The organism is Parasulfuritortus cantonensis (assembly GCF_004337445.1).
Classification (GTDB): domain Bacteria; phylum Pseudomonadota; class Gammaproteobacteria; order Burkholderiales; family Thiobacillaceae; genus Parasulfuritortus; species Parasulfuritortus cantonensis.
Map to the genome: position 1 here is coordinate 1 of NZ_SJZB01000025.1, position 20500 is coordinate 20500.

Sequence of the window (20500 nt, forward strand, 5' to 3'; positions counted from 1 at the left end):
GCTCGGCCTGGTCCTTGCGCTGCCGTTCCTGCTCCTGGGCCTGTTCTGGGCCAACGCCGACCGCATCGCCGGCTGGGCTGCCGGCCACGTCAGCCTGGCCCAGGAGCAACAGCTGGGCGAGCTCGCCTTCGCCCAGATGCGGCCCTCCCTGAAGCTGCTCGAGACCGGACCGGCGCCGGCCATGGTCCAGGCCATCGGCGCGCGCCTGACCGCGGGTTCGAAGTACCGCTACCAGTGGTTCGTCGCCGACAGCCCCGAGGTCAACGCCTTCGCCATGCCGGGCGGCTACGTGGTGGTCTACACCGGGCTGATCGGCGCCGCCGGCAGCGCCGACGAGGTGGCCGGCGTCCTCGCCCACGAGGTCCAGCACGTCGAACTGCGCCATTCGCTGAAGAACATGCTGCACGGCCTCGGCTGGCGCGCCGTGCTGGCCCTCGCCCTGGGCGACGTCTCGGGCGGGGCCTGGGCCGGCATGGCCGAGCAACTGGGCGGCATGGCCTACGGCCGCGACCTGGAGCGCCAGGCCGACCTGGGCGCCCTGGCTGCGCTGCGCCGGGCCGGCATCGCCCCGGACGGGCTGCTCGCCTTCTTCGCCCGCCTGGCCGGCACGGAAGGGCCGGGCCTGGCCTTCCTGTCCAGCCACCCGGCCACCGCCGAGCGCATCGACAACCTGCGCCGGGCCATCGCCGCCCAGCCGGCCTACGCGGCCGAGCCGCTGCCCTACGACCTCAAGGCCGTCTGCCTCACTTGCGCCAGAAGCGCGGCGTCAGCACCACCAGCAGAGTGAACAGTTCCAGGCGGCCGAGCAGCATGGAGAAGGTGCACACCCAGGTCTGGAAATCGGTCAGCACCGCGTAGGTGGTGGCCGGCCCGACCTGGCCCAGGCCCGGGCCGGTGTTGTTGATGGTGGCGACCACGGCGGTGAAGGCGGTCAGGATGTCGAGGCCGCTGGCGCCCAGGACGAAGGTGAGCAGGACGATCGCCGCGACGTAGATGAACAGGAAGGCCAGCACGGCGTACATGATCTTGTTCGGCACCGCGGTGTTGCCCAGCTTGACCGGGACCTCGGCGCGCGGGTGCAGGAGCTTGCGCATCTCCCGGCTGACCTCCTTGTAGAGCAGGATGGCGCGCATCATCTTGATGCCGCCGCCGGTCGAGCCGGCGCTCGAGCTGACGCTGCTGAGCAGGAGCATCCAGAGGCCGGCGAAGGGCGGCCAGGCGTTGAAGTCGGCGGTGGCGAGGCCGAGCGAGGTGGCTACCGAGATGGTGTTGAAGCTGGCGTAGCGCAGGGCTTCCGGGAAATGCGCGTAGACGCCCTTGAGCCACACGAACAGGGCGATGCCCAGGCAGGAACCGAGCACCAGGAACAGGAAGGCCCGGATCTCGGGGTCGAGGCGGTAGGGACGCAGGCTGCGCTGCCGGAAGACCAGGAAGTGGGTGGAGAAGTTGATGCCGGCGATGAGCGCGAACACCATGGTGATGGTTTCCATGGTGACCGAGTTGAAATAGCCGAAACTGGCGTCGTGCGAGGAAAAGCCGCCCAGGCCCATGACCGAGAAGGCGTGCGTGAGGGCCTCGATCCAGGTCATGCCGGCCGCCCAGTAGGCGCCGAAGCAGGCCAGCGTGATGAGCAGGTAGACCAACCACAGGCCCTTGGCGGTCTCGGCCATGCGCGGGGTGAGCTTCTCGTCCTTCATGGGCGTGGGCGACTCGGCCTTGAACATCTGGCGGCCGCCGACCCCCAGCAGGGGCAGGATGGCGGTCACCAGCACGATCACCCCCATGCCGCCGATCAGGTGCATCTGGGTGCGCCAGAGGTTGATCGACGGGGCCAGCAGGTCGAGCCCGGACAGGGTGGTCGCGCCGGTGGTGGTGAGCCCGGACACGGCCTCGAAGTAGGCGTCCGTGAAAGACAGGCTGGGCAGGTAGATGAGCAGGGGCAGGGCGGCGAAGAGCGGCAGGATGGTCCAGATCAGCACCACCAGCAGGAAGCCGTCGCGGTATTTCAGCTCGTTGCGGTCGCGGTTGTTGAACAGCCAGAGCACCAGCCCGGTGCACACGGTGACGCCGACCGCCTCGTCGTAGGCGGTCTGGGCGTTGTCCTCGATGGCCAGCGAGACGATGAGCGGCAGCAGCATCGAGATCCCGAAAACGATGATCACGATGCCGAGCACCTTGAGTATGGGTGCTAGGCGGCGTTGCTCCATGATGCGGCACGCTGGCTGTCGGGTTGGCTGGGACGCGGACTCACGCCATGACGGTCGTTGGGAAAGTCGCCATGATGACAGAAGCCGGGCGGACTTGACTTAATTCAGGCTCGCCGGCCGGGGCCCCGGCGCACGCCCGGGAACGATTTCCGACAGTGGCCGGTGCCGCTCAGACCAGACCCATGTCGCGCGCCCGCAGGGCGGCCTCGGCACGCGACGAGACGTTGAGCTTGCGGTAGAGCTCCTTCACGTAGCCGGCCACCGTGTGTTGCGAGATGCCGAGCAGGCGGGCCGTCTCGGCCTGGGTCATGCCCTTGGCGATCAGGCGCAGCACCTCGGTCTCCCGCCCGGTCAGGGCGGAATCGGCCGCCTGGGCCACCTCCGGGCGGAAGAACGCCAGCATGCGCCGGGCGATGGCCGGCGACAGCGGCGGCTGGCCGGCGGCGATGCCGCTCAGGGCCTCGACGATGCGGTCGATCGGCTGGTCCTTGAGCAGGTAGCCGCGGGCACCGGCGCGCAGGGCCGGGAAGACGTGGCCGTCGTCGTCGTAGATGCTCGCCACCACGCACAGGGTGGCCGGGAAGCGGCGCTGGATGAGCTCGATGATCTCGACGCCGGAGCCGTCCGGCAGGCCGAGGTCGATCAGGGCGATGTCCGGGCCCGGGGCGTCGGCCAGCCGGGCGCGGGCCTCCCCGAGGGTGTCGGCGGTCTCGATGGCGATGCCGGGAAAGCTGGTCGCCAGCGCCTGGCCCAGCCAGGCCTGCGACTCCGGCAGGTCCTCCAGGATGAAGCCCGAGCGCATGCAAATCTCCTCCGAGTCGTTCGCCGGCATGATACCTGCGCGGGGCGCCGAAACACCCCCCAGATCGCGGGGTGCCGGCTGCTAGAATAGCCCGGACAATCGGTCCGGTCGCAACGTCCCGCGGCGTCCAATAACAAGCAAGGCATCTAAATGTCGAAAGCAAGCGCAATCCGGGCCGCTGCCGGCCTGCTCTGCCTGGCTGCCGGGTCCCCGCCGGCGGCCGCCGACGAACTTTCCGCCGCCGCCGCGCACGGCCTCGACGGCATGGCGCCGGCGGGCCATTGGGCGGCACGCCTGACCCTCTTGCGCAACGACTACGACCACCGCTTCGACGACAACGGCGAGCGGGTCGACTTCGATGCCGGCTACGACGGCCTCGACCTCGCCGGCCTCGGCATCCCGGGCGTGTCCGGGGTGCTGCACCTGGATACCTCGGTGGTCACCGAGTACGGCGAGCTGATGTTCGGCTACGGGGTCGGGGAGGACCTCACGGTGGGCGCGATCGTGCCCTTCGCGCGCACCCGCAGCAAGCTGCGCGTGGCGGTCGACGGCGGCATCGGCACGGCCGGCCTGCAGGCGCTGCTGACCGGCGCCCTCGGCTACAAGCCGCTGCGCAGCACCTCGTCGTCCGGCCTCGGCGATCCCACCGTGGGCGCCCTGTGGCGCTTCTACAAGTCGGAACGCGACAGCGCCATCCTGGGGTTCGGGGTGCGCTTCGGGGTCGCGCCGGCGGACGACCCGGACGACCTCGCCGACGTGCCCCCCGGCGACGGCAGCACCGACCTGCGCTACCGCCTGGAGTATTTCCGCGACCTCGGCGCCGGCTACGACCTCCGCGTCCTGGCCGAATACCAGGTCCAGTTGGAGGACAAGGTCACCATGCGGCCGGGCAATCCGCTGACCACGGCGACCAAGGAACGCCTGGTGCGCAACCTGGGCAACTTCTGGGAGTACGACGTCGAACTCGGCAAGCGTTTCGGCGACTGGCGCGTTTCCGCCACCTGGCACCGCTACCAGGAGGAACCGGACCGCTACGCCTCCCGGATCGGCACCGACACCAGCTTCCTGAACGCCAATACCGACACCCTGGCGGACCAGTACCGGCTCAGCCTGACCTGGAGCGGCATCAACGCCTGGCGCGCCGGGCGCGTGCCGCTGCCCCTGATCGTCAAGCTGGAGATGCAGGACGCCTTCCACGGCCGCAATTTCGTCGACGTGCGCGACGTCTACCTGCGCGTCACCAGCTTCTTCTGAGGCATGCGCGCACTGCTCGGTCTGGTCCTGCTCCTGGCGCTGCTGGGCGGCGCCCGCGCCGAGCCGGTGCAACGCCTGGAGCACGCCGACTTCGTGCCCGACGGTGCCGCCCGGCCGCCGCCCGACGGCGCCGCCTGGCAGGCGGTCGAGCTGCCCGACCACTGGCGCGCGCGCAAGCCCGAGCTGACCGCCGAACGCGGCTGGTACCGGCTGCGCTTCCGGGTCCCGGCCGAGCCGGACCCGCTCCAGGCGGTCTATCTGCCCAAGCTGATCATGAACGCCCAGGTCTGGCTGAACGGCGTCCCGATCGGCGACGGCGGCCGCTTCGAGGAGCCGGTGGCGCGCAACTGGAACCGTCCGCTCCTGTTCCTGGTGCCGCCCGGCCTGCTGCGCGCCGGCGCCAACACCCTGTACGTGCGCCTGCGCGGGCACGCCTACACCCAGGCCGCCCTGCACCCGGTGCTGGTCGGCCCCGAGGCGCAGTTGCGCGAGCCCTACGAGCGCGCCTATTTTCTCAACATCACGGTCAACCAGACCGCCACCCTGCTGATCGGCGCCATCGGCCTGCTGGCCCTGAGCCTCTGGCTGCGCCGGCGCCGCGACACCGCCTACGCCTACTTCGGCGTCTCCGCCCTGGTCTGGGCGGCGCAGTCGACCAACCTGTACGTGCGCAACGTGCCGCTGCCGACCGCGGACTGGGAGATCCTCAGCAACGCCGGCTTCCAGGTCTTCTCCGGCTTCCTGCTCATCTCCCTGCTGCGCTTCGTGTCGGCCGGCGGCGCCCGCCTGGTCACCCTGCTCTGGGCCGGCATCGTCGCGGCGCCGGTCACCCTGTGGCTGGTGCCGGCCGCCTACTACCTGGACCTGACCGCGGCCTGGCACCTGTTCACCCTGCTGTGCGGGGTGACCACGCTGCTCCTGCTCCTGCGCGCCGCCTTCCGGTTCGGCAACCGCGAGGCGCGCTGGCTGGTCGCCGCCATGGGGCTGGTCCTGCTGCTCGCCGCGCACGACTGGCTCATCCACAGCCAGCACCTGTGGAGCCGCCACGCCGGGCACTGGCCGTTCAACGACGTCTTCCTGCTGCACTACAGCGCGCCGCTGATCTTCCTGGCCATCGGCCTGATCATGACCGGACGCTACGTGCGCGTGCTGAACGAGTTCGAGGTCCTCAACGACCGCCTGGAAGAGCGCGTCGAGGCCAAGCAGACGGAGCTGAGCGCCAGCTACGCGCGCATGCGCCAGCTGGAGACGGAGCAGGCGGTGGCCGACGAACGCGAGCGCATCTACCGCGACCTGCACGACGACGTCGGCGCCAAGCTGCTCACCCTGGTCTACCGTTCGGCCACCCCGGCCGACGCCGACCTCGCCCGTTCCGCCCTGCAGGACCTGCGCGACGTGGTTTCGCGCACCGCCGCCGAGAGCTACGAGCTGGAGGAGGTGGTGGCCGACTGGCGCGCCGAGTGCGAGAAGCGCCTGGCCGACGCCGGCATCGCCGTCGACTGGTGCCAGGACGACGACCTGGACACCCTGCGCCTGAGCCGGCAACAGGCGCTCGACCTCGGCCGCATCCTGCGCGAAGCGGTCAGCAACGTGATCCGGCACGCCGGCGCGAGCCGGGTCGCGGTCGACCTGGTGCGCCGGGACGGCCGCCTCAGCCTGACCGTGCGGGACGACGGCTGCGGCTGTGCCGGCCCCGGCGCCCGGCGCCCCGGGCGCGGCGTCCACAACATGGAGGCGCGCGCCGCCCGCCTGGGCGGCAGCCTGCGCCGCGACAGCCTGGCGGCGGGCGGTTGCGCGGTGGCGGTGGAGGTGCCGCTCTGACGCGGCGGCCGGGACGCCGTCCCCGCCACCCCCGCTCAGGCGGCCTTCCGGCGCCTGGCGGCCACGCCGACCAGCCCGAGTCCCGGCAGCAGCAGGGCCAGGCCGGCCGGCTCCGGCACGGCCGAGACGTGCAGGTCGATGTTGTCCACCTGGGCGTTCACCGAGCTGAAGATGATCTTGTCGAGGCCGGTGAAGCCGGCGTCGAAGGTCAGCGTCTGCAGGGTCGCGGTGCTGTCGTCGAGCAGGAAGGACTGGTGGACGTAGCCGCCGCCCGCCAGGTAGCCGTAGACGTCGAACTGGCGGCCCGCGCTGACGGTCCAGAAGGATGCCGCATCCATGCTCACCAGGTCGAAGCTGGCGCCGTCGACGCGTTCGAGCAGGAAGGCGCTGCCATAGTTGGCGACGACGCCGGAATAGACGCCCGGCGAGCCGGTCCAGTTGGCGTTCGCGTCGGTGGTGGCGTAGAGGGTCCCGCCCGCGTAGGAGAACGACACCCCGGCGACGGTGGTGAGGCTGTAGCCGTCCTCGACGTAGGGTTTCCCGACCGCGACGTAGGGGTTGCCGGTGACGGTCGCCAGGGAATCGAAATCGATCACCGAGGCGGCGGCCGGGGCGGCGAGCCCGGCCAGCAGGGCGCCCAGGGGCAGGGCGGGAAGGCGGCGCGTGTTCATGGCATTTTCTCCAGGCTTGCGGTGGTTCGGGACGCGGATCAGAAGCTCGGCAGGCCGGTTTCGGCGCTTGCCGCGGCGCTTTGCGGGGCGCCGGCCGGTTCCACGCCGATGCCGTCGCTGACCGCCCGGAAACGGGCGATCAGCATGCGGTTGGCGGCCGCCAGTTCGGCGCCGGCGACCCGCTCGAACAGGGCCGGGTCGGCCTCGATGGTGTATTCCTCGTGCTTGCTGCTCACGCCCAGGGTGAGGGCCAGGACCGGGGCGAGGGCGTTGCCGACCTTGCTGAGGCCGCCGGTGGTGTCCTCCATGCCCTTGGCCGAGATGGCGTCGGCGACGCGCACGTCCTGCTTCAGGTACACCGCGCTGTCGCCTTCCTCGGTGAAGTCGCGCACCTTCTTGCCGAAGAAGCGCTTGCCGCCGAACATCTTGAAGTCGTTCTCGGAGTGCTCGGCGCTGCGGAACACCAGGCGCGATTCCTCGGTGACCGTGAGGCCGGGCTTGATCTCGCTCGACGACATCAGGCTGACCGCGGCGCCGATCAGGCCGCCGCCGGCCGCCGCCGAGGCGCGCACCCGGGCCGGGCTGACCGTGAGGAGCACCTTCAGGCAGGGCGCGCCGTACTTCTTCGCCAGCGCCAGCTCGGCCTTGGGGATCTCCTTCTGCAGGTCTGAGAAGGCGGTGGCGAAGCCGCTGCCGATGCCCTGGCGGTCCTTGTCGGTGCGGCGCAGGAGGGCGTAGACGCGGCCGCCGCTGGGGGCGAAGAAGCGGGACAGGCTGTCCTTGGTCTCCAGGCGCTCGCCGGACCCCTTGCCGACCCGCAGGATCGGTTCGTACTCGGCCTGGCCGGCCAGCTGGTCGGGGCCGATCACCTCGACGCCGCGCGTGGTCATGTCCTGCACGAAGGCGGCGTAGGCCTGGTCGGTGATCTTCTGCATCAGGGCGTCGTCGAGCCCGGTCAGGTGCACGTAGACCGAGTTGGAGGCGCTGGCGTGGTTGCCGCCGCCCAGGTAGCCGCCGTCGGCGGCGGACGACTCGGCGCGCACCTGGAACTCGATGCGGAACTGCGGCACCACGACCCGGCGCACGTCCTTGAGCCGGGCCCCGCCGTCGACCTCGACATAGGTGTCCAGCTGGGTCTCCGGGGCCGCCCGCAGGTCCAGGTAGGCGAGCGGTTCGGCGGCTTGGCCGGCCAGGGGCAGGGACAGGCAGAAAAGGACGGCGGCGATACGCTGCATGGTGGCTTCTCCTCGGGCCGGAACGATGGCGCCAGTATCGCGACCGCCCGGGCCGGTCACTACCCCGCGAACGCGGGGGCCGCGCCGGTGCGCCGGAGCGGCGAACGTGGTAAACAAGGACTCCCGACATCCCGAGCCCGCCACCGCCATGCATGATCCCGCCACCATCGGCATCGTCTCCGTCAGCGACCGCGCCAGCACCGGCGTCTACGAGGACAAGGGCCTGCCGGCCCTGAAGGAATGGCTAAGCGCCGCCCTGGACAACCCGCTGGTCTTCGTCGAGCGCCTGATCCCGGACGAGCAGCCGGTGATCGAACAGGCCCTGGTGGAACTGGCCGGCCAGTGCTGCCTGGTCCTCACCACCGGCGGCACCGGCCCGGCCCCCCGCGACGTCACCCCGGAGGCCACCCTCGCGGTGGCCGACAAGGTCCTGCCCGGCTTCGGCGAGCAGATGCGCGCGGTGAGCCTGAAATACGTGCCCACCGCCATCCTGTCGCGCCAGGTCGGGGTCACCCGCGGCCACTGCCTGATCCTCAACCTGCCCGGCCAGCCGAAGGCGATCAAGGAGACCCTGGACGGGGTGTTCGCGGCCGTGCCCTATTGCATCGACCTGATCGGCGGCCCCTACCTGGAGACGCGCGCGGAGGTGGTCAAGGCGTTCCGGCCGAAGTCGGCGCTGCGCCCGGCGCCCTAGGCGGCGGGCCGAGCAGTTCCAGGTTGCCGCGGCTGAACGCGTCGTCCGGGTCCAGGGCAAGGGCACGCCGGTAGGCGGCCCGGGCCGCCTCCGTCCGTCCGGCCAGGTAGCAGGCCCAGCCCAGGTTGTTCCAGGCGCGCGCGTTGTCCGGCGCCATCCGCGTGGTCTGTTGCCAGAGGGCGACCTCGTCCTGGTAGTCGAGGTTGCGCACGTGGCCGAAGGCGATCCCGGCCATGGCCAGGACGGCGACGCCGGCGCGCCACGGCCAGGCGGCCATGGCCGCGCCGGCGAGGCCGAGCAGCCAGAACGGGCCGAGCCCGGCCAGGTACAGGTGGCGCTCGCTGGCCAGGTCCAGGCGCGGCACCACGCTGTACATGGGCAACAGGAGGACGAAGAACCAGAACACCGGCATGGCCAGCCAGGGTGCCCGCCGGCGCGCCAGCCAGGCCGCCGCGGCGACCCCGGCGAGGCCGCCGACCTGGAGCGCGGACCGGCTCGACCAGGCACTCAGCTCGGGCAGTTGCGGGTCGATGTTGAGGGCCCAGGGCCGGACCAGCTGGCCGAGCAGGTAGTAGACCGCGTTGGCCTCGGACAGCAGGTTGGCGGCCAGGCTGCGCGGCGGCGGGTCGGCGAGCACGTGCTGGTAGCCGAACAGGTAGTACAGCCCGGCCAGGGCCAGGGCGGCCAGGACCGGCGCCAGGTAGCGGCCGCGACCGTGGCGGAGCGGCAGGAGCAGGAGCGGCACGACCACCGCCACCTCCTTGGTCAGGGCCGCCGCGGCGAACAGGGCCACGGCGGCCAGGCGCCAGCGCCGCGGCCGTGCCCGCGCCGGCGCCTCCAGCCAGGCCAGCAGCCCGGCCAGGCCGAAGGCCGCCATGAGGGTCATGGAGCGGCCGCTGACATAGGTGACCGACTCGGTCTGGATCGGGTGCAGGGCGAACAGCAGGGTGGCCAGGATGCGTGCCCGGCGGCCGCGCGCGTCCTCCCGCCAGCCGGCCGGCACCGGCAGGTGGCCGGTCAGGCGCCAGACCAGGGCGACGTTGACCAGGTGCAGGCCGACGTTGACGGCGTGGAAGCCGGCCGGCCCCGGGTCGGCCAGCCAGTTCAGGGTGTAGCTCAGCTTGAGCAGCGGCCGGATGCCCGGCATGCCCGCCCACCAGGCGGCCAGGGAGTGCACGGCCGGGTTGTCGACGATGACGTTGAAGTCGTCGAACTGGAAACCGGCGCCCAGGGCGTTCAGGTAGGCGAGGGCGGCCGCGGGCAGCAGCCAGGCCAGCGGATGGAGGCTCGGCGGGCGGGTAAGCATGAGGCCGGATGATATAGAATGCCGCGTTCAGCCATAAACACCGATCGTCATGCCCGCATTCCAGGACATCATCCTCACCCTCCAGCGCTTCTGGGGGGAGCAAGGCTGCACCCTACTGCAACCCTATGATTTGGAAGTCGGCGCCGGCACCAGCCACACCGCCACCTTTCTGCGCGCCCTTGGCCCGGAGCCCTGGAAGGCCGCCTACGTGCAGCCCAGCCGCCGGCCCAAGGACGGCCGCTACGGCGAGAACCCGAACCGCCTGCAGCACTACTACCAGTTCCAGGTGGTCCTGAAGCCGGCCCCGGAGAACATCCTGGAGCTGTATCTCGGTTCCCTCGAGGCCCTCGGCTTCGACCTCAGGAAGAACGACATCCGCTTCGTCGAGGACGACTGGGAGAACCCCACCCTGGGCGCCTGGGGCCTGGGCTGGGAGGTCTGGCTGAACGGCATGGAGGTGACCCAGTTCACCTACTTCCAGCAGGTCGGCGGCATCAACTGCAAGCCGATCACCGGCGAGATCACCTACGGCCTGGAGCGCCTGGCCATGTACCTGCAGGGGGTCGAGAACGTGTTCGACCTGGAGTATGCCCCCGGTGTCGTCCAGCCTGATGGCAGCACTGCCCCTGGCGTGCTTTATGGCGACGTCTTCCACCAGAACGAGGTGGAGCAGTCGACCTACAACTTCGAGCACAGCGACGTGGAGTTCCTGCTCACCGCCTTCAACGCCCACGAGCGCCAGGCCAAGCATCTCATGGACAGCCAGCTGGCCCTGCCGGCCTACGAGCAGGTCCTCAAGGCCGGCCACACCTTCAACCTGCTGGACGCCCGCGGCGCCATCTCGGTGACCGAGCGCGCCGCCTACATCGGCCGCATCCGCAACCTGGCCCGCAGCGTGGCCCAGAGCTACGTCGACTCGCGCGCCCGCCTGGGCTTCCCGATGGCCCCCAGGGCCTGGGCCGACGAGGTGCTGGCGCAGATCGAAAAGCAGAACGAGAAGAAGGCGGCCTGAAAATGAGTGTTAACGAAATTTCGGCGCAGGCTAACGTGCGCGAAGCGCAGGTTAAGGCCGATAGGCCGGCCGAAGCCACCATGACGACCCAGAACCTTCTCGTCGAGCTGTTCGTCGAGGAACTGCCGCCCAAGGCCCTGAAGCGCCTGGGCGAGGCCTTCTCCACCACCCTGGCCGAATCCCTCAAGGCCCAGGGCCTGGCCGGCGCCGAAGCCGCGGTCACGGCCTATGCCTCGCCGCGCCGCCTGGCCGCGCACGTCACCGGGGTCGCCGGCCAGGCCGCCGACAAGCCGGTCAGCCAGAAGCTGATGCCCGTGTCGGTGGGCCTCGACGGCGCCGGCAACGCCACCCCGGCCCTGCTCAAGAAGCTCGCCGGCCTCGGCCTCGACGCCGCCGCCGTGGCCCAGCTCAAGCGCCAGGGCGAGGGCAAGGCCGAGACCCTGTTCTTCGACTCCATGGTCACGGGCGCGACCCTGGCCGACGGCCTCCAGAAGGCCGTCGAGGACGCCCTCGCCAAGCTGCCCATCCCCAAGGTGATGACCTACCAGCTCGCCGACGGCTGGAGCTCGGTCAACTTCGTGCGTCCCGCCCACGGCCTGGTCGCCCTGCACGGCGCCGACGTGGTGCCGGTCTCGGTGCTCGGCCTGGCCTCCGGCCGTGCCACCCAGGGCCACCGCTTCGAGGCGGCCTGCCACCCGGTGGTGCTCCGGGACGCCGACGGCTACGCCGCCCAGATGGCCGAGGAGGGCGCCGTCATCGCCGGCTTCGAGGAACGCCGCGACGAGATCGCCCGCCAGCTGGCCGCGGCCGCCGAGCGGATCGGCGGCGGCGTGCAGCCGATCGACGACCCCGCCCTGCTCGACGAGGTCACCGCCCTGGTCGAACGGCCCAACGTGCTGGCCTGCCAGTTCGAGGAGGAATACCTCCAGGTGCCGCAGGAATGCCTGATCCTGACCATGAAGGCGAACCAGAAGTATTTTCCGCTCCTGGACGCCGCCGGCAGGCTGACCAACCGCTTCCTGATCGTGTCCAACATCAAGCCGGCAGACCCCTCGGCGGTGATCGGCGGCAACGAGCGCGTGGTGCGTCCGCGCCTGGCCGACGCCAAGTTCTTTTTCGACCAGGACCGCAAGAAGCCGCTCGCCGCCCGGGTCGAGGCGCTCGATCGCGTCGTCTACCACAACAAGCTGGGCAGCCAGGGCGCCCGCGTGCGCCGGCTCATGAAGCTGGCCGGCGCCATCGCCCGCGAGCTGGGTGCCGAGGAGGCCCTGGCGGTGCGCGCCGCGGAACTGGCCAAGGCCGACCTGCTCACCGACATGGTCGGCGAGTTCCCCGAGCTGCAGGGCATCATGGGCCGCTACTACGCCCTGCACGACGGTGAGGACCCGCGCGTCGCCGATGCCGTCGAGGCCCACTACAAGCCGAAGTTCGCCGGCGACACGCTGGCCGAGGGCAACGTCGCCCTGGCCGTGGCCCTGGCCGAGCGCCTGGAGACCCTGACCGGCATGTTCGGCATCGGTGCCGTGCCGACCGGCGACAAGGACCCCTTCGCCCTGCGGCGTGCAGCCCTGGGGGTCCTGCGCATGCTCATGGAGCGCTACCTGCCGCTCGACCTGATGCAGCTGCTCGAACTGGCCCAGGCCAGCTTCGACAAGGAGGAGGTCGCCGCCAGCACGGCGGTGGACGTGTTCCTGTTCATGCAGGAGCGCCTGCGCGTCTACCTGCGGGAACGCGGCGCCATGCAGGACGAGGTCGAATCGGTGGTGGTGCAGGCGCCCACCCGCATCGACCGCGTGCCGGCCCGCCTGGCCGCCGTGGCCGGCTTCCGCGCCCTGCCCGAGGCGGCCGCCCTGGCAGCCGCCAACAAGCGCATCCGCAACATCCTCAAGAAGGCCGACGCGGTCGGCGAGACGGTCGACCTGGCCCTGCTCCAGGCCGGCGCCGAGGCCGACCTGCACCAGGCCCTGGTGGCGGTGACGCCGGAGGTCGAGGCGGCCCTGGCCAACCTCGACTACACCGCGGCGCTGACCCGCCTGGCCGGCCTGCGCGCCGCCGTCGACCGCTTCTTCGACGAGGTCATGGTGATGGCCGACGAGCCGCTCATCCGGGCCAACCGCCTGGCCCTGCTGGCCGGGTTGGCGCGGGTGATGAACAGCGTCGCCGACATCTCGGAACTCTCCGTGTGAGCCTGGCCGACCCGGAACGGCATCTCTCCGATGTCTACCGGATCGACCGCCTGACGGCGGAATTCCTCTTTCCGGAGACCGAACAGGCGTTCCGGAGCAGCATCCGCGACGCCTGGATCGAGGAGACGCGCCGGGCGATCTTCCTGGCGGCGCTGTTCTTCCTGATGTTCGCCTTCACCGACCATGTGATCATGATCGGCGACCCGGACTATTTCCTGGTCCTGGCGAGCCGCATCGTGGTCACCGCGGTGGCCCTCTCGGCGGCCTATTCGGCCCAGCGCCTGTGGCGCCACATGGTGGACGGCTTCATCCCCTCCGTGGTGGTCGTGTTCGGGCTCGCCGCCTTCGTCTGGAAGGTCACCGTGGTGCCGGTCGACTACGGCGTCCACGGCATGGGCATGATGGCCATGTTGCTGGGCGTCTACGTGTTCATCCCGAACCGCTTCCTCAACGTCGTGGTCATCGCGCTGGTCGCCAGCTTCGGCTTCATGCTGGTCACCCTGATCCATTTCAACCTCTCGCTCGGCCAGATCCTGACCGTGCTCGCGCTCCTGGTCGTCACCAACATCCTGGGCGCCATGGCCGCGCGCCGGACCAGCCTGACCATGCGCAAGGACTATTGCGCCCAGGCCGTGCTGCGCGCCGCCAACGAACGCCTCGAGCGCGAGGCCGAGGAGCGCCGGCGCCTGGAGGCGGAGCTGCGCCACCGCGCCGACCACGACGACACCACCGGGGTGGCCAACCGGGCCGCCTTCTTCGATGCCGCCGGACGCCTGTTCGCCGAGACCGAGGAGGCCCGGCAGCCGCTCTCCCTGATCATGGCGGACGTCGACTACTTCAAGCAGTTGAACGGCACCTACGGCCACCTGCGCGGCGACGACGTCCTGCGCGCCCTGGTCGAGGTCTGCGCCGCGGTGCTGCCGCAGCCGTATTTCCTGGCCCGTTTCGGCGGCGAGGAATTCGTCGTCCTGCTGCCGGGCACCGCCCTGGAGGGGGCCGGCCGGGTGGCCGAGCGGGTGCGCGCCGAGTGCCAGCGCATGCCGGTCGCCATCGCCGAGGTGGCGATCCATTTCTCGATCAGCGCGGGCGTCGTCCAGCGCCGCCCGGGCGAGCGCCTCAACGTCCTGCTCCGGCGCGCCGACGAGGCGATGTTCGCCGCCAAGTACCGCGGCCGCAACCGGGTCGAGGTGGCGGACTGAGCGCGCGTCTTGTGGGAAGCCGGCGGTCGCGGGCACAATAGGCCGAGACAACCGCCGGGACGCCATGAAACTCATCATCCTCGACCGCGACGGGGTCATCAACCACGACTCCGACCAGTTCATCAAGTCGCCTGACGAATGGCGGCCGATCCCGGGCAGCCTGGAGGCGATCGCCCGCCTCAACCAGGCCGGCTACCGGGTCGTCGTCGCCTCCAACCAGTCTGGCCTCGGGCGCGGCCTGTTCTGCATGGACATGCTCAACCGCATCCACGCCAAGATGCACCGCATGGTGGCGATGTCGGGCGGCCGCATCGACGCGGTCTTCCTGTGCCCGCACGCCGCCGACGCCGGCTGCGAATGCCGCAAGCCGCGCGCCGGCCTGCTGCGCGACATCGCCAGCCGCTACCACGCCGACCTCACCGGCGTGCCGGCGGTCGGCGACGCCCTGCGCGACGTCCAGGCCGCCCTGGCGGTCGGCGCCCGGCCCATCCTGGTGCGCACCGGCAAGGGCAAGAACACCCTGGCCACCGGCGGCCTGCCCGAGGACATCGCCGTCTACGACGACCTCGAGGCCGTCGTCGCCGGCCTGCTCGGGACGGCCGCCTGATCCAACCCCACCTCTTGGTATTTGCCGTGACCCTGCTTCGTTCCCTGCTGTTCCTGCTCATCCAGATCGCGTTCACCGTCGTGTTCGTGGTCGCCATCCTGCCGACCGCCGTGATGGCGCCGGTGCCGCGCTACCGGGTGATCCGCCACTGGGCCCGCACCATGCTGGTGGTGGCCCGCTACGTGCTCGGCATCCACCACCGGGTCGAGGGCCTGGAGCACCTGCCGGCGCCCGGCAGCCCGGCCATCGTCATGGCCAAGCACCAGTCGGCCTGGGAGACCATCGCCTTCCAGTGCATCTTTCCGCCCCTGTCCTTCGTGCTCAAGCGGGAACTGCTGGCGATCCCGTTCTTCGGCTGGGGCCTGCGCCTGATCAGCCCCATCGCCATCGACCGCGACGCCGGCCGCGAGGCCCTCAAGGACATCGAGCAGCAGGGCGCCGACCGCCTGGCCAAGGGCTTCTGGGTCCTGATCTTCCCCGAGGGCACCCGGGTCAAGCCGGGCGAGCAGGGCAAGTACAACATCGGCGGCGCCTGGCTGGCCGCCAGGACCGGCGTCCCCGTGGTGCCGGTGGCGCACAACGCCGGCCGCCTGTGGCCGAAGAACGCCTTCGTGAAGCGTCCCGGCGAGATCACCGTGGTGATCGGCCCGGCCATCGCCACCGCCGGCAAGAAGGCGTCGGCCATCAACGCCGAGGTCGAGGCCTGGATCGAGGCCGAGATGGCACGTCTTTGACGGCCCGCCGGCGCATCCGGCGCGAGCAGGGCGAGGCCAGCCTGGCCCTGCCGGACGGCCGCCTGGACTACCTGCTCAAGCGCAGTTCGGCCCGGCGCACCCTCAGCCTGGGCGTCGACGACCAGGGCCGGGTGCGGGTCAACGCGCCCATGGCGACGCCGCAATCGGCGATCGACGCCTTCCTGGTCCGCCACCTCGACTGGCTGCGCCGCCACCTGGCCGCGCGGCCGGCCCCGTTCGCCTGGGCCGACGGCGCCGCGCTGCCCTACCTGGGCGGCCAGCTGCGCCTGACCCTGGTCACCGGGCCCGGCCCGGCCCGCCTGGCGGACGACCGCCTGGTCTGCCCGGCCGGGGCGGCCGAGGCGGCGGCGCTCGCCTGGTACCGCGCCGAGGCGCGCCGGGTGCTCGGTGCCTGCCTGGCCGCGGCCTGCCGCGAGCTCGGCCTGGCCGAGCCGCCCTGGCGCCTGTCCGACGCCCGCACGCGCTGGGGCAGCCTGTCGGCCAAGGGCGTGGTCGGCCTCAACTGGCGCCTGGTCAAGGCCACGCCGGCCGAGATCGACTACGTCGTCCGCCACGAACTGGCCCACCTGCGCCACCGCGACCACTCGCCGGCCTATTGGCGCGAGGTGGCGCGCCTGTGCCCGGACTACCGCGCGGCGCGCGCCCGCCTGCGTGCCGACGCCGCCCGCCTGATGGCGTTCTGAGCCGGAATCCGGACGTCGCGGTCCGGAGTTAAGCCAGGGTTAAGCTGGCCTGGCTAAGGTGCCGGCCAGTTCATCGTCCGCATCGAGGCCGTCTTCCATGACCGCGCAGGAACTCCTGCTCCTGATCCTGCTAGGGCTGTTCGTCCAGCTGCTCGTCTACGCCGGGGTCGGTTTCTACCGCCACTGGCTCGCCTACCTGGCCCTCAGGCAGCAGGCCGGCGCGCGGCCCGGCGAGCCTGTGCCGGAGCCGGAACCGGCCCCGCCGGCGGCGGCGCCGGCCTGGCCGGGCTGGCGCCCGTTCCGGGTCGTCGAGCGGCGGGCCGAGGACCGCGCCGGCCAGGTCTGCTCGTTCCTGCTCGCGCCGGTCGACGGCCAGCCGTTGCCGGCCTGCCCGCCCGGCCGGTTCCTGACCTTCCGGCTCGACGTCGAGGGCGCCGCCAAGCCGCTGGTGCGCTGCTACTCGCTGTCCGAGCCGGCCACCCCGGCGCACTACCGGGTCACCGTGAAGCGGGTGCCCGCGGCCGGCCCGGAGCGGCCGCCGGGCCGCGCGTCCAACCATTTCCACGACCGCGTCCGGGTCGGCGACGTGCTCGCGGTGCAGGCGCCGAGCGGCCATTTCCAGCTCGACTGCGCGGCGCCCGGGCCGGTCGTGCTGGTCGCCGGCGGCATCGGCATCACGCCGCTGTACAGCATGCTGTGCGCCGCCCTGGCGGCCCGTCCGGAACGCGAGGTGTGGCTGTTCTACGGCGTCCGCGACGGCCGTGAGATGGTGTTCGGCGCGGCCCTCGCGGCGCTCGCCGAACGGCACGCCAACCTGCACCTGCACGTCTGCTTCAGCCGCCCCGGCACCGACGACGTCGCGGGCCGAGACTACCGCCACGCCGGCCGCGTCGACATCGCCCGCCTGCGCCTGGAACTGCCGCTCAAGCCGTTCCACTTCTACGTCTGCGGCCCAGGCGCCATGATGGCGAGCCTGCTGCCGGCCCTGGCCGAATGGGGTGTGGCCGAGGCGCGCCTCCACTACGAGGCGTTCGGTCCGGCCTCGCTGGCCCGGCCGGTCGCCGGCGCCCCGGCCGCCGGCCTCGGCGTCCGCTTCGAACGCAGCGGCGTGCGGGCGGACTGGCAGGCCGGCTCGCTCCTCGAACTGGCCGAGGCGAGCGGCGTCAAGGTCGAATCGGGCTGCCGGTTGGGCTGCTGCGGCGCCTGCCAGACGGCCATCCTGGCCGGCGAGGTGGCCTACGAGCAGCACCCGGAATACGAGGTGGAGGCGGGCAGCTGCCTGCTCTGCCTGGCCCGCCCACGCACCGAACTCGTCCTGGACGCCTGACATGGATACCTCGCTCCTGCATCGGGAAGTCGTTCCCTTCATCCTCATCCTGGCCGCCCTGGTGCTGGCCACCCTGGCCGGCGACTATGCCTTGCACGCCCTCGACCTGGTCTGGATCGGCCGCTACCTGGGCATCCCGGGCAGCCTGCTGATCGTCCTCTCGTTCGGCTATTCCATGCGCAAGCGCAAGCTGATCCGGTCCGGCCACCCGCGCACCCTGCTCACCGTGCACGAGGTCTTCACGCTGGTGGGCGCGGCCATGGTGCTGGTCCACGCCGGCGTCCACTTCAACGCCATCCTGCCCTGGCTGGCCCTGGCCGCCATGCTCCTCAACGTGTTCAGCGGCCTGGTCGGCAAGTTCCTGCTCGACCGTTCGCGCCGCTACGTCGCGGCGCGCCGGCGCGACTACGGCCTCCAGGGCCTGAGCAAGGCGGAGACCGAGAAGGCGCTGTTCTGGGACGCCGTGACCTTCGACCTGATGGCCAAGTGGCGCGCCGTGCATTTCCCCATCACCCTGGTGTTCGTGGTCCTCTCCCTGGGCCATATCCTGAGCATCCTGCTGTTCTGGAACTGGCGATGAAGACCCGTACCGTACTGCTCGTCTTCGCCGCCAACCTGGTGGTCCTGGCGCTCCTGGTGTTCATCTACCCGCACCTGATGGTGGCCCCGGGGCCGCTGATCGCCGGCCACGGGGAACTGACCACGGACTGCTATGCCTGCCACGACAATTTCTTCGGCACGCCCTCGGCGCGTTGCATCGGCTGCCACAAGGTCGACCGGATCGGCCGTTTCACCAGCAAGGGCGCGCCGCTCGCCGCCGCGAAGCCGGGCAAGGCGGCCTTCCACGCCAAGCTCGCCCGGCAGGACTGCCTGGCCTGCCACGGCGACCACGCCGGGGTCCTGAAATACCGCCGGCGCAACGGCCGTTTCGCCCATGCCCTGCTCGACGACGCCGGCCGCCGCCAGTGCGCCGGCTGCCACGCCAGGCCGACCGACGCGCTGCACCGCCAGGTCGCGGCCGAATGCGCTTCCTGCCACACGACGCAGCGCTGGAGCCCGGCCAGCTTCGACCACGCCCGGTACTTTCGCCTGGACGGCGACCACGACGCCCGCTGCGCGACCTGCCACACCGGCAAGGACTACCGCAGCTACACCTGCTACGGCTGCCACGAACACACGCCGGCGAACATCCGCGCCGAACACGCCGAGGAGGGCATACGCAACTGGGACAACTGCGTGAAATGCCACCGCGGCGGCGACGGGACGGAAGGCCACGGCGAGCGCCATGGCGGCGAGCGCGACGACGACTGAACCGAGGAGACCGAGATGAAATGCCCCGTATGCCAGGACACCGACCTGCTCATGACCGAGCGGATGGGGGTCGAGATCGACTATTGCCCGCGCTGCCGCGGCATCTGGCTGGACCGCGGCGAGCTGGACAAGCTGCTCGACAAGGCCGAGCAGGGCGTCCGCGCCGGCGGCCCGGCCACGCCGGCCGCCGAGTGGCGTGACCACGATCACCATGACGGCCACGATGACCACCACCACAAGGGCCAGCATGGCTACGGCGATGGCATGCGGCACTCGCGTCGGCGCTCGTGGTTGGGTAATCTGCTCGACTTCGACTGATACCGCACCCCCTACACGCCCCATGTCGCACGCCCGTCTGCACCGTTACGCCTGGCTTTCCATCGCCGCCGCCATCGCCACCATCCTGCTCAAGGGCGCGGCCTGGTGGCTGACCGGCTCGGTCGGCCTGCTCTCGGATGCCCTGGAATCGTTCGTCAACCTGGCCGGTGCCCTGATGGCCCTGGCCATGCTGTCGCTGGCCGCCCAGCCGGCCGACCGCAACCATGCCCACGGCCACGGCAAGGCGGAATATTTCTCCAGCGCATTCGAGGGCTTCCTGATCATCCTGGCCGCCATCAGCATCGGCTACACCGCGGTCGAGCGCCTGCTCAGCCCGCAGGCGCTCGAGGACGTCGGGGTCGGCCTGGTGGTGTCGGTGGTGGCGTCGGTGATCAACCTGGCGACGGCGCGCACCCTGCTCAAGGTCGGGCGCAAGTACCACTCCATCACCCTGGAGGCGGATGCCCACCACCTGCTCACCGACGTCTGGACCTCGGTCGGCGTCATCGTCGGCGTCGGCCTGGTCTGGCTGACCGGCTGGCTCTGGCTCGACCCGGTGATCGCCCTCCTGGTGGCGGCCAACATCGTCTGGACCGGCTGGCAGTTGCTCGACCGTTCCGCCGGCGGCCTGATGGACGTCTCCCTGCCGGCCGAGGAATTGCGCACCATCGAGACCGCCCTGGGCGGCTACCGGGCGCAGGGCCTGGAGTTCCACGCCCTGCGCACGCGCCAGGCCGGCAGCCGGGCGTTCGTCACCCTGCACGTGCTGGTGCCGGGCGCCTGGACCGTGCAGGTCGGCCACGACTGGTGCGAGCGCATCGAGGCCGACATCCGGCGGGCGATCCCGAACACCCACGTCACCACCCACCTGGAACCGCGCGAGGACCCGGTGTCGCTGGTCGACCAGGGCCTCGACCGGCCGGGCGGGCCGGCCTGAACGGAGCGGCCGGGTGGCCCGCGCGGCCGGCGACGAGCGCGAATGGCTGCGGGCCAACCCGTCGTTGGCCGAGCTGAAGGCGCGTTACCCGGACGACTGGCAGGCGGTCGCCGACGTGCTCGGCGAGATCGTCGCCGCCGGCGACGCGGTCCGCCTGCAGGCCTACCTGGCCAGC

Annotated in this window: 20 protein-coding genes; 15 read left to right on the forward strand and 5 right to left on the reverse strand. The window is 71.2% G+C overall.

Annotation, left to right across the window (positions count from 1 at the left end):
• Positions 1–787 (forward strand): M48 family metallopeptidase (locus tag EZJ19_RS06435; RefSeq protein ID WP_131445747.1); only part of this gene is annotated, 787 nt, incomplete at its 5' end.
• Here EZJ19_RS06435 and EZJ19_RS06440 read toward each other — a convergent pair.
• Together EZJ19_RS06440 and EZJ19_RS06445 are read right to left on the reverse strand one after the other, a co-directional pair.
• Positions 744–2207, reverse strand: a complete 1464-nt coding sequence (locus EZJ19_RS06440; RefSeq protein ID WP_131445750.1) for a TrkH family potassium uptake protein — start codon at positions 2205–2207, stop codon at positions 744–746. The genes EZJ19_RS06435 and EZJ19_RS06440 overlap by 44 nt on opposite strands.
• Before the next feature lie 169 nt (positions 2208–2376).
• On the reverse strand, positions 2377–3009 hold the full coding sequence (locus EZJ19_RS06445; RefSeq protein ID WP_131445753.1) for a LuxR C-terminal-related transcriptional regulator: 633 nt from the start codon (positions 3007–3009) through the stop codon (positions 2377–2379).
• Positions 3010–3159: 150 nt separating this feature from the next.
• On the opposite strand from EZJ19_RS06445, the gene EZJ19_RS06450 reads away from it, so the two are divergent.
• Both EZJ19_RS06450 and EZJ19_RS06455 read left to right on the forward strand, forming a co-directional pair.
• Positions 3160–4263, forward strand: a complete 1104-nt coding sequence (locus tag EZJ19_RS06450) for a transporter (RefSeq protein WP_131445755.1) — start codon at positions 3160–3162, stop codon at positions 4261–4263.
• A 3-nt stretch (positions 4264–4266) separates the two neighbouring features.
• Positions 4267–6084, forward strand: coding sequence for a sensor histidine kinase (locus tag EZJ19_RS06455; RefSeq protein WP_131445757.1), 1818 nt, complete (start codon positions 4267–4269; stop codon positions 6082–6084).
• A 35-nt stretch (positions 6085–6119) separates the two neighbouring features.
• On the opposite strand, the gene EZJ19_RS06460 is transcribed toward EZJ19_RS06455, so the two are convergent.
• Both EZJ19_RS06460 and EZJ19_RS06465 read right to left on the reverse strand, forming a co-directional pair.
• Positions 6120–6755, reverse strand: coding sequence for a PEP-CTERM sorting domain-containing protein (locus EZJ19_RS06460; protein ID WP_131445760.1), 636 nt, complete (start codon positions 6753–6755; stop codon positions 6120–6122).
• 38 nt (positions 6756–6793) lie between these two features.
• On the reverse strand, positions 6794–7990 hold the full coding sequence (locus tag EZJ19_RS06465) for a hypothetical protein (protein WP_131445763.1): 1197 nt from the start codon (positions 7988–7990) through the stop codon (positions 6794–6796).
• 148 nt (positions 7991–8138) lie between these two features.
• On the opposite strand from EZJ19_RS06465, the gene mog reads away from it, so the two are divergent.
• Positions 8139–8684 (forward strand): molybdopterin adenylyltransferase, encoded by a 546-nt coding sequence (gene mog / locus EZJ19_RS06470; protein ID WP_131445795.1) that lies wholly within the window; start codon positions 8139–8141, stop codon positions 8682–8684.
• Here the strand turns inward: mog and EZJ19_RS06475 are convergent.
• Positions 8641–9990 carry a tetratricopeptide repeat protein gene (locus tag EZJ19_RS06475; protein ID WP_131445765.1) on the reverse strand — a complete coding sequence of 450 codons (1350 nt, stop codon included), beginning with the start codon at positions 9988–9990 and terminating at the stop codon, positions 8641–8643. The two genes, mog and EZJ19_RS06475, sit on opposite strands and share 44 nt — an antisense overlap.
• Positions 9991–10039: 49 nt before the next feature.
• Between EZJ19_RS06475 and glyQ the strand changes: the two genes are divergently transcribed.
• From glyQ to EZJ19_RS06530, 11 genes are all read left to right on the forward strand, one after another.
• On the forward strand, positions 10040–11002 hold the full coding sequence (gene glyQ / locus EZJ19_RS06480) for a glycine--tRNA ligase subunit alpha (protein ID WP_131445768.1): 963 nt from the start codon (positions 10040–10042) through the stop codon (positions 11000–11002).
• Positions 11003–11082: 80 nt separating this feature from the next.
• On the forward strand, positions 11083–13188 hold the full coding sequence (gene glyS, locus EZJ19_RS06485) for a glycine--tRNA ligase subunit beta (protein ID WP_131445771.1): 2106 nt from the start codon (positions 11083–11085) through the stop codon (positions 13186–13188).
• On the forward strand, positions 13185–14387 hold the full coding sequence (locus tag EZJ19_RS06490) for a GGDEF domain-containing protein (protein ID WP_131445774.1): 1203 nt from the start codon (positions 13185–13187) through the stop codon (positions 14385–14387). The genes glyS and EZJ19_RS06490 overlap by 4 nt, the downstream gene beginning before the upstream one ends.
• Before the next feature lie 64 nt (positions 14388–14451).
• Entirely contained in the window at positions 14452–14994 is a 543-nt protein-coding gene (gene gmhB / locus EZJ19_RS06495) for a D-glycero-beta-D-manno-heptose 1,7-bisphosphate 7-phosphatase (RefSeq protein WP_131445777.1), read from the forward strand.
• Positions 14995–15020: 26 nt separating this feature from the next.
• On the forward strand, positions 15021–15728 hold the full coding sequence (locus tag EZJ19_RS06500) for a lysophospholipid acyltransferase family protein (RefSeq protein WP_206199346.1): 708 nt from the start codon (positions 15021–15023) through the stop codon (positions 15726–15728).
• Positions 15725–16432: a M48 family metallopeptidase gene (locus EZJ19_RS06505; RefSeq protein ID WP_206199347.1), complete on the forward strand. Its 708-nt coding sequence runs from the start codon at positions 15725–15727 to the stop codon at positions 16430–16432. Before EZJ19_RS06500 ends, EZJ19_RS06505 begins: the two co-directional genes overlap by 4 nt.
• Positions 16433–16529: 97 nt before the next feature.
• Entirely contained in the window at positions 16530–17759 is a 1230-nt protein-coding gene (locus EZJ19_RS06510; RefSeq protein ID WP_131445780.1) for a 2Fe-2S iron-sulfur cluster-binding protein, read from the forward strand.
• A 1-nt stretch (position 17760) separates the two neighbouring features.
• On the forward strand, positions 17761–18339 hold the full coding sequence (locus EZJ19_RS06515) for a hypothetical protein (protein ID WP_131445783.1): 579 nt from the start codon (positions 17761–17763) through the stop codon (positions 18337–18339).
• Complete coding sequence (locus tag EZJ19_RS06520) at positions 18336–19070, forward strand: cytochrome c3 family protein (protein ID WP_131445786.1); 735 nt, start codon at positions 18336–18338, stop codon at positions 19068–19070. Before EZJ19_RS06515 ends, EZJ19_RS06520 begins: the two co-directional genes overlap by 4 nt.
• A gap of 15 nt (positions 19071–19085) precedes the next feature.
• Entirely contained in the window at positions 19086–19388 is a 303-nt protein-coding gene (locus EZJ19_RS06525; protein WP_131445789.1) for a TFIIB-type zinc ribbon-containing protein, read from the forward strand.
• Between the two features lie 22 nt (positions 19389–19410).
• Positions 19411–20325: a cation diffusion facilitator family transporter gene (locus EZJ19_RS06530; protein ID WP_131445792.1), complete on the forward strand. Its 915-nt coding sequence runs from the start codon at positions 19411–19413 to the stop codon at positions 20323–20325.
• The last annotated feature ends 175 nt before the right edge of the window (positions 20326–20500 follow it).

Coding starts and splice junctions, on each gene's coding strand:
- glyS (WP_131445771.1), top strand. CDS start 11,083: ATGACGACCCAGAACCTTCTCGTCGAGCTGTTCGTCGAGGAACTGCCG.
- EZJ19_RS06460 (WP_131445760.1), bottom strand. CDS start 6,755: ATGAACACGCGCCGCCTTCCCGCCCTGCCCCTGGGCGCCCTGCTGGCC.
- gmhB (WP_131445777.1), top strand. CDS start 14,452: ATGAAACTCATCATCCTCGACCGCGACGGGGTCATCAACCACGACTCC.
- EZJ19_RS06450 (WP_131445755.1), top strand. CDS start 3,160: ATGTCGAAAGCAAGCGCAATCCGGGCCGCTGCCGGCCTGCTCTGCCTG.
- EZJ19_RS06515 (WP_131445783.1), top strand. CDS start 17,761: ATGGATACCTCGCTCCTGCATCGGGAAGTCGTTCCCTTCATCCTCATC.
- EZJ19_RS06445 (WP_131445753.1), bottom strand. CDS start 3,009: ATGCGCTCGGGCTTCATCCTGGAGGACCTGCCGGAGTCGCAGGCCTGG.
- EZJ19_RS06455 (WP_131445757.1), top strand. CDS start 4,267: ATGCGCGCACTGCTCGGTCTGGTCCTGCTCCTGGCGCTGCTGGGCGGC.
- glyQ (WP_131445768.1), top strand. CDS start 10,040: ATGCCCGCATTCCAGGACATCATCCTCACCCTCCAGCGCTTCTGGGGG.
- EZJ19_RS06475 (WP_131445765.1), bottom strand. CDS start 9,990: ATGCTTACCCGCCCGCCGAGCCTCCATCCGCTGGCCTGGCTGCTGCCC.
- EZJ19_RS06440 (WP_131445750.1), bottom strand. CDS start 2,207: ATGGAGCAACGCCGCCTAGCACCCATACTCAAGGTGCTCGGCATCGTG.
- EZJ19_RS06510 (WP_131445780.1), top strand. CDS start 16,530: ATGACCGCGCAGGAACTCCTGCTCCTGATCCTGCTAGGGCTGTTCGTC.
- EZJ19_RS06525 (WP_131445789.1), top strand. CDS start 19,086: ATGAAATGCCCCGTATGCCAGGACACCGACCTGCTCATGACCGAGCGG.
- mog (WP_131445795.1), top strand. CDS start 8,139: ATGCATGATCCCGCCACCATCGGCATCGTCTCCGTCAGCGACCGCGCC.
- EZJ19_RS06520 (WP_131445786.1), top strand. CDS start 18,336: ATGAAGACCCGTACCGTACTGCTCGTCTTCGCCGCCAACCTGGTGGTC.
- EZJ19_RS06530 (WP_131445792.1), top strand. CDS start 19,411: ATGTCGCACGCCCGTCTGCACCGTTACGCCTGGCTTTCCATCGCCGCC.
- EZJ19_RS06465 (WP_131445763.1), bottom strand. CDS start 7,990: ATGCAGCGTATCGCCGCCGTCCTTTTCTGCCTGTCCCTGCCCCTGGCC.